Genomic DNA, 7,635 nt, shown 5'->3' on the forward strand with positions numbered 1-7,635 from the left:
CCAATACCACGGCCTCCGATAACGGAGCACGCCCGTCGCGGCCGCCTCAAGCCCCATGAAAGCTCTCCTCCGTGGTTGCCTTCCAGCACTCCAGGCAGCGATTCGTTCGACGCCGGGCGCCCGGTTCATCGTGCCCGGCGGTACTGTCGCGGAAGGGCGACCTCAAGGTCGCGCGCAATCCCACGACCCGGACCCGGCACCTGGAGAGATGGCAGAGCGGTTGAATGCGGCGGTCTTGAAAACCGCTGAACCTTCGCGGGTTCCGTGGGTTCGAATCCCACTCTCTCCTGATCCTCGGCTGTACGTCAATCATCCAGCGATGATTGGCCCGTTGTGCCGAGTAGTTGAATGCTGGTGACTTCGAGGTCCAGCAGGCGCTGGATGCGGCGCATGACCGTGTTGTCGATCTTTCCGTCGTTGCGAAGTGCGACGAGCGCTTTGCGTTCCGTCTCAAGCAGATCGCACTCCGTTTTGCGATAGAGCGCCGTCGTCCGTGCGGCCTTGCCCGTGTCTTCGTCGGATCCGAACTCGGCCCAACGAGCGCGAAAACGAACGCGGAGCGCGTCGAGCATGGCGACGGGGACGGTGCCTTCGCGCTGCAATGCGTCGATCTGTTTGAGTGCGGCCTTCGCCGTTGCCGCTAGTGCCCGCCGCTCTTCTTGTTCGTTCGCGCCGTCATCTTTTACACGAAGAGCCCGGATCACGTAAGGGAGCGTCCCTCCCTGCCCAACCAGCGTCGCGAGCAGCACGCAGAAGGTAATGAAGATCACGAGGTCGCGCTCGGGGAACGGCCCCACCGACGTACTCAGCGGAATGGCAATCGCCGCCGCTAACGATACGCCGCCGCGCATGCCCGTCCACGCGACGACGCTCACGTGCGACCAATCGCGCTCGCCGTGCGCGTGGGCGGCATCCCTCCCGGGCGCCGGCGGGCGACGCACGACGGCTTGCAACGTAAACGGAAGGAACGCTTGCCCGAACGTCCACGCCAGACGTACTGCGATACACGCGAGCGAAACGGCAAGTCCATACCACAGCAAGTGCGCGAGCGGATAGCGCACTAAGCCGACGACGATACTGTGGAACCGGATGCCGACTTCGACGAAGATGAATGCATTGAGCAGAAAGACGATCGTAACCCAGAACCCGGTAACGAGTTCGCGGGATCGCGGTAGCAGTACCGTGGGCGTGTAGCGATTCACGAAGAGTCCCGCTACGACCGTTGACAACACACCGGATGCGCCGATGTAGTACGCCGGGAGATAGGCGACGAACGGGATGACGACCGAAATAGCGCCTTGCAGCGTGTCGTCCTTGATGCTACGCCACGCAAGCACGGCGAAGCCGCCCGCCGCTAGCCCTATCGCGATCGCTTCCGTTACGGAAAGCGCGAGCGCACCGGCGGCGTGCGCGAGCGAGAACGTTGCGCCAACCAGGGCGGCGATCGCGACGCCGTAGAGAATGAGTGACGTTGCGTCGTTGATCAGGCTCTCGCCCTCGATCAGTCCGATCACGTGCCGCGGGACGTTGAGACGGTCGGCGATCGCCGAAAACGCCACTTCATCGGTCGACGAAACGATCGCTCCGAGCACGAGCGCGACCGCCCACGGCATTCCGGGAACGACCGCGTGCGCCACGGCGGCAACCGCGAGCGTCGTCGCGATCACGAGGCCGAACGCTAATTGAAATATCCCCAACGCGCCCGAGCGAAACTCGCTGGTCGGCGCAGTAACCGACTCCCAGTATAGCAGCGGCGGGAGAAACACGACCAGGACGAGATCGGGCTGAAGCTGCATCGTGGGGATGTGCGGGATATACCCGAGCGCCATTCCACCCAGGACGAGCACGATCGGATACGCCATGTTGATGCGGTTCGCAATGGCAACCAGCACGATGACGGCGATGAACACGATCAGCAGCGCGATCATCGGTGGTCCTTAGGCGCGGGGCCTCTGCGTGCCTCGCGAGAGCGTGCCGATTTTCAGCGTCTGTGAATGGTCGCCCGGGTTACGTACTGGTCGGCCACGGAATAATAGAGGTAGATGGTGCCGTCGATCTCGACGGCGGAAGCGGCGAACGCAATATCTGAATCGTCAGAATTGCGCCGCACTGCAGGCATCACAAGAGGCTCGTCCGACCTGCTCAAAACGCGGGTGAAAGGCGCATCAAACACGACCCAGCCGATGCGCCACTGCGCGCTCGCAGTCGCTCCGTTGTAAAACATGATTGGTGATTCGGCGTCCGTATTCAAGATCGGTCCGGTACTTAGGTGCCACGAATCCCACGTTGAGGAGCGAGCCTCGAAGAGTGGCGGCAGAATCTCCCAAGGACCCATGATGTGCGAGGAGCGTGCGATGCCGATTCTCGATCTATTATCTCGTGCGTATTCAAAAAAGAGCCGCCACGTACCGTCGGAGGCTTGCGTAATCGTGGCTTCCTTTGGATTAGAGATTTGCTCGGTCGAACCAAGAGCTATGCCGCTTTTTGCGAGATGATCGGGATCGGGCCCAGTCGCAAGTAGGAGCTCGCCGCGCTTGAGATGCTCGTTCCAACCGCTGTAATAGACATAGTATGTGCCTCGATCGAGAGCGACCGTCGGATCTTCGCAGCCTCCGCTGTCGTAAGAGCCGGGCACGTCCGGTCCGGGAGCGATTACCGGGGTGTCGCCGAGCGTGAAACGCAATCCATCGATAGACGACCCGTGATGGATGCGCGCAATTTTTTCGGCGGCGATCTCCGAACGATTCACAACGCGAAGCAGCAGTTCAAATCGGCCGGGCTCTTGCCATACGCACGGGCTCAGTTTATACATGGCGGCCAGCTCGTCCGAACTATCGAATGTAACCTCATCGAGCCGGACTAGGCGAAAATCGTGCTCGTTCCTCAAGGTCGTAGTCCTACCCAGGGAGCCGCCGGCTGACTCGCTGCAGCCTTGACGGGGGCACCTCTCCACCGTATTATGACATTCAATGAAGTTATTGAATAAGCGGGAGGCGAAAGACCGCTTCTATGGGCAGTTTGCCCGGGTCTCCGCAGCTCTGGCCAACCCCCATCGGCTGGAGTTGCTCGATCTTCTGGCCCAGCGCGAAGAGCGTAGCGTCGAAGACCTAGCGGCTGATGCGGGGCTTTCGGTCGCGAATGCATCGCAGCATCTCCGACAGCTGCTGGCCGCCCATTTGGTGGAGTCGCGCCGTTCGCAGCAGTTTGTGTTCTATCGCGTGGCCGGCGACGAATCGGTCCGGCTGTGGCAGGACGTTCGGGATTTTGCCGTTGCGCGCTTTGGAGAGGTTCGCGATCTGGTGGCCGGTCGCGTCGCCGATCGCAATCCCGTGGTTGACGACGTCGCGGCGCTGATCCAGCGCATCGATCGCGGTGAAGTCGCGCTCTTCGACGCGCGGCCGAGCGAAGAGTTTCGCTCCGGCCATCTTCCCGGCGCGACGTCGTTGCCGCCCGGCCGCATCGACGACACGTTCCTCGCCGCGCTCGACCCCACGCGCACGATTGTCGTGTATTGCCGCGGCCCGTTCTGCACGTTTGCCGACGAGGCCGTCGCCGCATTCCGCGAGCACGGCTTTACCGCACACCGTTTGGAACTGGGCGTTCCGGAATGGCGCCGGCTCGGATTCGCGGTCGCCGTGGGCGATTCGTGAACGCTCCGATTCGTCTCGGCCTGCGTGCGAATGCCGCGCAGTTCGCGCTGCTTGCGCTCGATAACGTGTTTGTCGGCATGTTGATCGGCAGCGAGCGAACCGTCGTGCCGCTTTTGGGCGTGCAGAGTTTCGGTGTCTCCTCGATGATCGTGCTGCTGACGTTCGTCGTCGCATTCGGCGTCGTCAAAGGCCCACTCAATCTTGTCGGAGGCCATTTAGCCGATCGCATCGGCCGTCGTCGCATCTTATTGCTCGGCTGGTGCCTTGGTTTGCCGGTGCCGTGGCTGCTGCTCTGGGCCCCATCCTGGGCGTGGGTCGTCGTCGCGAACCTGCTGCTGGGCGCCAATCAAGGCTTCGCGTGGTCGATGACCGTGACGAGTAAAATCGATCTCGTCGGCGGGAAGCAGCGCGGCCTGGCCTTAGGCATCAATGAATTTTCCGGCTACGCCGGCGTGGCGATCGCGAGCGCCGCGACCGGGATGATGGCGGCTTCATACGGGCTGCGCCCCGTACCTTTTGTGTTTGCGGGCCTCGTTGCGATTGCCGGCCTGTCGATCGCCCTCTTCATTCGCGAAACGCGGCCGTTCGCGCAGCTCGAACACCGGCAAGCCGATCGACCCGCACAAACCGGCTCGCCGGGCATCGGCAGCGTGTTCGCGGATGTTACGTGGAGAAACGCCACGTTGCGCGCCTGTTGTCAGGCGGGCGCACTCAATAAATTCAGCGATACCGCCGTTTGGGTGCTCGTGCCGCTGGCAATGGCCGCGCAGGGCTTTCGCGTTGCGACGATCGGTGCGGTTGCCGGCCTGTACGCGCTGGTGTGGGGCGTCGCGCAACTCGGCACCGGCGCGCTCTCCGATCGCATCGGCCGAAAAAAACCGATCGTCGCCGGACTCATGCTCGATGCGATCGGGCTCGGCCTTGCGGCGACGGCACACACGTTGGCTGCATGGTTCTCCGCCGGAATCACGATGGGTATCGGCACCGCGCTGCTCTATCCGGTGCTCCTGGCCGCGGTAAGCGATGTAACGCCCCCCATGCGGCGCGGCGCATCGCTCGGCGTCTACCGGCTCTGGAGAGACGGAGGGTACGCCATCGGTGGTATCGTCATCGGTTTGGTTGCGAGCCGTCTCAATAGCAAAGCGAGTTTTTTCACCCTTGCGATCGTGCTCTTCGTTTCCGCCGCCTTGGCTGCGTGGTGGATGCGAGAGACGCACCCTCGTACGACACCCGCCGCAGGAGTACTCCAATGATTTTCCGTCAATTGTTAAAAGCCGAAACGGGCTGCGCCTCATATTTTTTTGGTTGAGGAGGCCAAGGCCGCGCTGCGGTCGTCGATCCTCAGTTTGAGGTCGGTCAATATATGGAACTCGCCGAGCGTTACGATATGCGTATCGAAGCGATTATCTCCACGCACGTTCACGCGGATCACCGCTCCGGCGAACGGGCCCTTGCGGCGCTTACGGGCGCGCCGATATACTTGCATGGAAGCGCCGAGGTCGGCTATCCGTACACGCCCGTCGAGGAGAACTCGGAAATTTCGCTCGGCAACGTGGTCGTGCGGATACTGCACACTCCGGGACATACGCCTGAGAGCATCTCCTTGCTTGTGACGGATCGCTCTCGCGCCGAGGAACCGTGGATGGTCCTCACCGGCGACTCGCTGTTCGTCGGCGATGTCGGACGGCCGGATTTCGGAGGTGCCGATGCCGCCGGGCAGCTCTACGACTCGCTGCACGGGAAGATCCTCGCGCTGCCGGATTACGTGGAAGTCTATCCCGCCCACATCTCGGGCAGCCCGTGTGGTCGTGCGATGAGTGGAAAACCCTCCTCTACCGTCGGCTTCGAGCGGCGCTTCAACAGCGTGCTGCAAGAGCCCGATCGGGATCGCTTTATCCGCGGACTTTTCGAAGGTTTGCCTGCGAAACCGGCGGAGTTCGAAGAGATCATCGCACGCAACCGCGCGGGGTAGGCGATCTAACGAACGACTTGCTTCACGTCGGTTGCGGCCGTGTTGCCGTTTGCAGACGCGCTGATGTGGAACGTCCACGTCGTGGGATATTGCAGCGCGATATGCGCGGTGTAGGTTCCATCGCCGTTGTCCTTGGCTACGGCGCTCGGGCCCGCCATCGACATGCTGGGCATCGAGCTTGAGATGGTAACAGACGCACCAGTGACCGGCTTTCCGTCTGCGTCCTTGAGGGTAACGATGATGGCTTCGCTACCTTGTTGCGGCGGGTTTGGCGAGAAGATCGGCGTTACGGTGAGCGGCGCAGCAGTTTTAGCACCGCAGGCGGCGAGTAGCACGAGCGCGACGAGTGCGAAGCCGTGTTTCATGGTGGTATGTTCCTCCGAAAGAAAAGTGGCGGTTAAGGGTTTATCGGGCTCGAATCGCCTGCGGCGCGATGAAGGCCGATGACGGCATCGTTCAGACGAGCCGTCGCGCGCAACACATTTTCACGCGCCGTCGCATCGTCATTGAGCGCGGCAAGCGTTTCGAGCGCGATGCCTTTGCCCGTCCGCTCGCGCAGCATCGTTATGCGAAGCTCGATACCGGTAGCGCGTGCTTGGGTATGTGCGAGGTCGAGATTGCGTCGCGCAGCCGCATATTCGTACCACGCATTAGCAACGTCACGTTCCGCGGAGCGCCGGGCCTGATCCAGGGCGACGCGCGCGCGCTCCACGTCGGTCCGTGCCTGAAGCGACGCTGCTTTGCGGGCGCCGCCCTCGTAGACCGGCAGGGTCGCCGTAATACCTAGTTGATAGCCGCGCGCGCCGAGGTCGGGGTTGGATCTGCCTGCGTACGATTGAGCCGCGCCGACGACGTTCGGAAGATAGCGATCGAGCGTAGACGCAAGCTGCGCGTCGGCGGCGAGCAGCCGTTGCTGCGCTGCCAATACGCTCGGACGCTTTTCAGCGGCACGTCGCTGAAAGTCCGCCAAGTTCCCTGCGAGCGGGAGCGGTTCGAGTGCATTTGAAAGCGCAAGCGATGCGGCAATCGGCATATCGAGAATGACTTCGAGATCGTCGATGGCCTCGTCGCGGTCGGCGTTAGCGTCTTCCAGCGTCTGCATCGCACCCGCGAGCGCAGCCTGCGCCTGCGACCCTTCGTACCTTGGAACGCTGCCGACCCGTATCCGAACGGTGATGTCGGAAACTCTGCGTTGCTGGTAGTTCACCGTAACGATACGCGAGGCGACAACCGCACGGGCGAGCAACGCGCGCTCGTAGGCTTCCGCAGCTAGATATCCGGCGTCGTTGCGCGCTCGGAGAGCGTCAAAGCCGCTCGCGCTCGCTCCGGCCCGCGCCGCTCGTACCGATGCGGCATCGGATGGGTCGAACAATGGAACCGATGCATTTGCCAAGAGGTACGTCTGTTGAGCGACCGGCATCCCGAGTTGCGCGACGCCGCCGTTCGTGACCGTTCCTGAAATCCCGAGTTGCGGGAGCAACTGCGCACGTGCGGCCAGCACCCGTGCAGTCGCAGCGGCCTCGTCAGCCTGCGATAGACGAACTTCGAAACTCTCCGATCGCGCGCGCGCGACTGCCGCAGCCAACGTCAGCGATGAAGGCGTTTGCGCCACTGCGGCGAGCGGTATCGCAAGAAGTAGCAAGATGGCGATGGTGTGTCTAAACATCTGCGGTCTCCGAATGTTCGCTCGAAGGGCCTCGTCGCGTGACGCGGCGCCACCAGGCCGGGAGATCGTCGAACGCGTCGTGCAGTACCGGAACCACGAAAAGCGTCAGCACCGTCGAAATGGATAGCCCACCGATGATGACCGTCGCTAGCGGCGAATATGCGTCGATCCCGGTTTTCGGGAAGAACGCTACCGGTATCAGCACGATCAGGCTCACGATGGTCGTCATCAGGATCGGCCGCAAACGTACCGGCCCCGCATAGAGAATCGCATCTCGCCGGGAGAGGCCTTCCTTTCGTTTCCGGATGACGAGGTCCAAGAGCAGAATCGCATTGCTGACGGCCATG

General features: G+C 62.3%; 7 protein-coding genes, 1 tRNA gene and 1 pseudogene. 4 read left to right on the top strand and 5 right to left on the bottom strand.

The window, feature by feature from the left end:
* Window positions 1–202: 202 nt before the first annotated feature.
* A tRNA-Ser gene (locus tag VMW12_00180) sits at window positions 203–289 on the top strand.
* A 16-nt stretch (window positions 290–305) separates the two neighbouring features.
* Here the strand turns inward: VMW12_00180 and VMW12_00185 are convergent.
* Both VMW12_00185 and VMW12_00190 read right to left on the bottom strand, forming a co-directional pair.
* Complete coding sequence (locus tag VMW12_00185) at window positions 306–1,928, bottom strand: Na+/H+ antiporter (protein HUZ48135.1); 1,623 nt, start codon at window positions 1,926–1,928, stop codon at window positions 306–308.
* Between the two features lie 53 nt (window positions 1,929–1,981).
* The gene (locus tag VMW12_00190; GenBank protein ID HUZ48136.1) at window positions 1,982–2,887 is read right to left on the bottom strand and encodes a hypothetical protein; all 906 of its coding nucleotides are present in this window, start codon (window positions 2,885–2,887) and stop codon (window positions 1,982–1,984) included.
* Window positions 2,888–2,969: 82 nt separating this feature from the next.
* On the opposite strand from VMW12_00190, the gene VMW12_00195 reads away from it, so the two are divergent.
* From VMW12_00195 to VMW12_00205, 3 genes and pseudogenes are all read left to right on the top strand, one after another.
* Window positions 2,970–3,650, top strand: coding sequence for a metalloregulator ArsR/SmtB family transcription factor (locus tag VMW12_00195; protein HUZ48137.1), 681 nt, complete (start codon window positions 2,970–2,972; stop codon window positions 3,648–3,650).
* Window positions 3,647–4,903: an MFS transporter gene (locus VMW12_00200; protein ID HUZ48138.1), complete on the top strand. Its 1,257-nt coding sequence runs from the start codon at window positions 3,647–3,649 to the stop codon at window positions 4,901–4,903. Before VMW12_00195 ends, VMW12_00200 begins: the two co-directional genes overlap by 4 nt.
* A gap of 74 nt (window positions 4,904–4,977) precedes the next feature.
* A pseudogene (locus tag VMW12_00205) lies at window positions 4,978–5,622 on the top strand (MBL fold metallo-hydrolase).
* Between the two features lie 5 nt (window positions 5,623–5,627).
* On the opposite strand, the gene VMW12_00210 reads toward VMW12_00205, so the two are convergent.
* The 3 genes from VMW12_00210 to VMW12_00220 form a co-directional block, all read right to left on the bottom strand.
* Complete coding sequence (locus VMW12_00210) at window positions 5,628–5,987, bottom strand: FixH family protein (GenBank protein HUZ48139.1); 360 nt, start codon at window positions 5,985–5,987, stop codon at window positions 5,628–5,630.
* 32 nt (window positions 5,988–6,019) lie between these two features.
* Entirely contained in the window at window positions 6,020–7,288 is a 1,269-nt protein-coding gene (locus tag VMW12_00215) for a TolC family protein (protein ID HUZ48140.1), read from the bottom strand.
* On the bottom strand, window positions 7,281–7,635 hold a 355-nt coding region (locus VMW12_00220), incomplete at its 5' end, for an efflux RND transporter permease subunit (GenBank protein HUZ48141.1). The genes VMW12_00220 and VMW12_00215, both read right to left, overlap by 8 nt.

This window comes from Candidatus Dormiibacterota bacterium (assembly GCA_035532835.1).
GTDB lineage: Bacteria > Vulcanimicrobiota > Vulcanimicrobiia > Vulcanimicrobiales > Vulcanimicrobiaceae > DAHUXY01.

Excerpts from the sequence above, each read along its gene's own strand:
- VMW12_00185 (HUZ48135.1), bottom strand. The coding sequence starts at position 1,928 with ATGATCGCGCTGCTGATCGTGTTCATCGCCGTCATCGTGCTGGTTGCC.
- VMW12_00215 (HUZ48140.1), bottom strand. The coding sequence starts at position 7,288 with ATGTTTAGACACACCATCGCCATCTTGCTACTTCTTGCGATACCGCTC.
- VMW12_00210 (HUZ48139.1), bottom strand. The coding sequence starts at position 5,987 with ATGAAACACGGCTTCGCACTCGTCGCGCTCGTGCTACTCGCCGCCTGC.
- VMW12_00195 (HUZ48137.1), top strand. The coding sequence starts at position 2,970 with ATGAAGTTATTGAATAAGCGGGAGGCGAAAGACCGCTTCTATGGGCAG.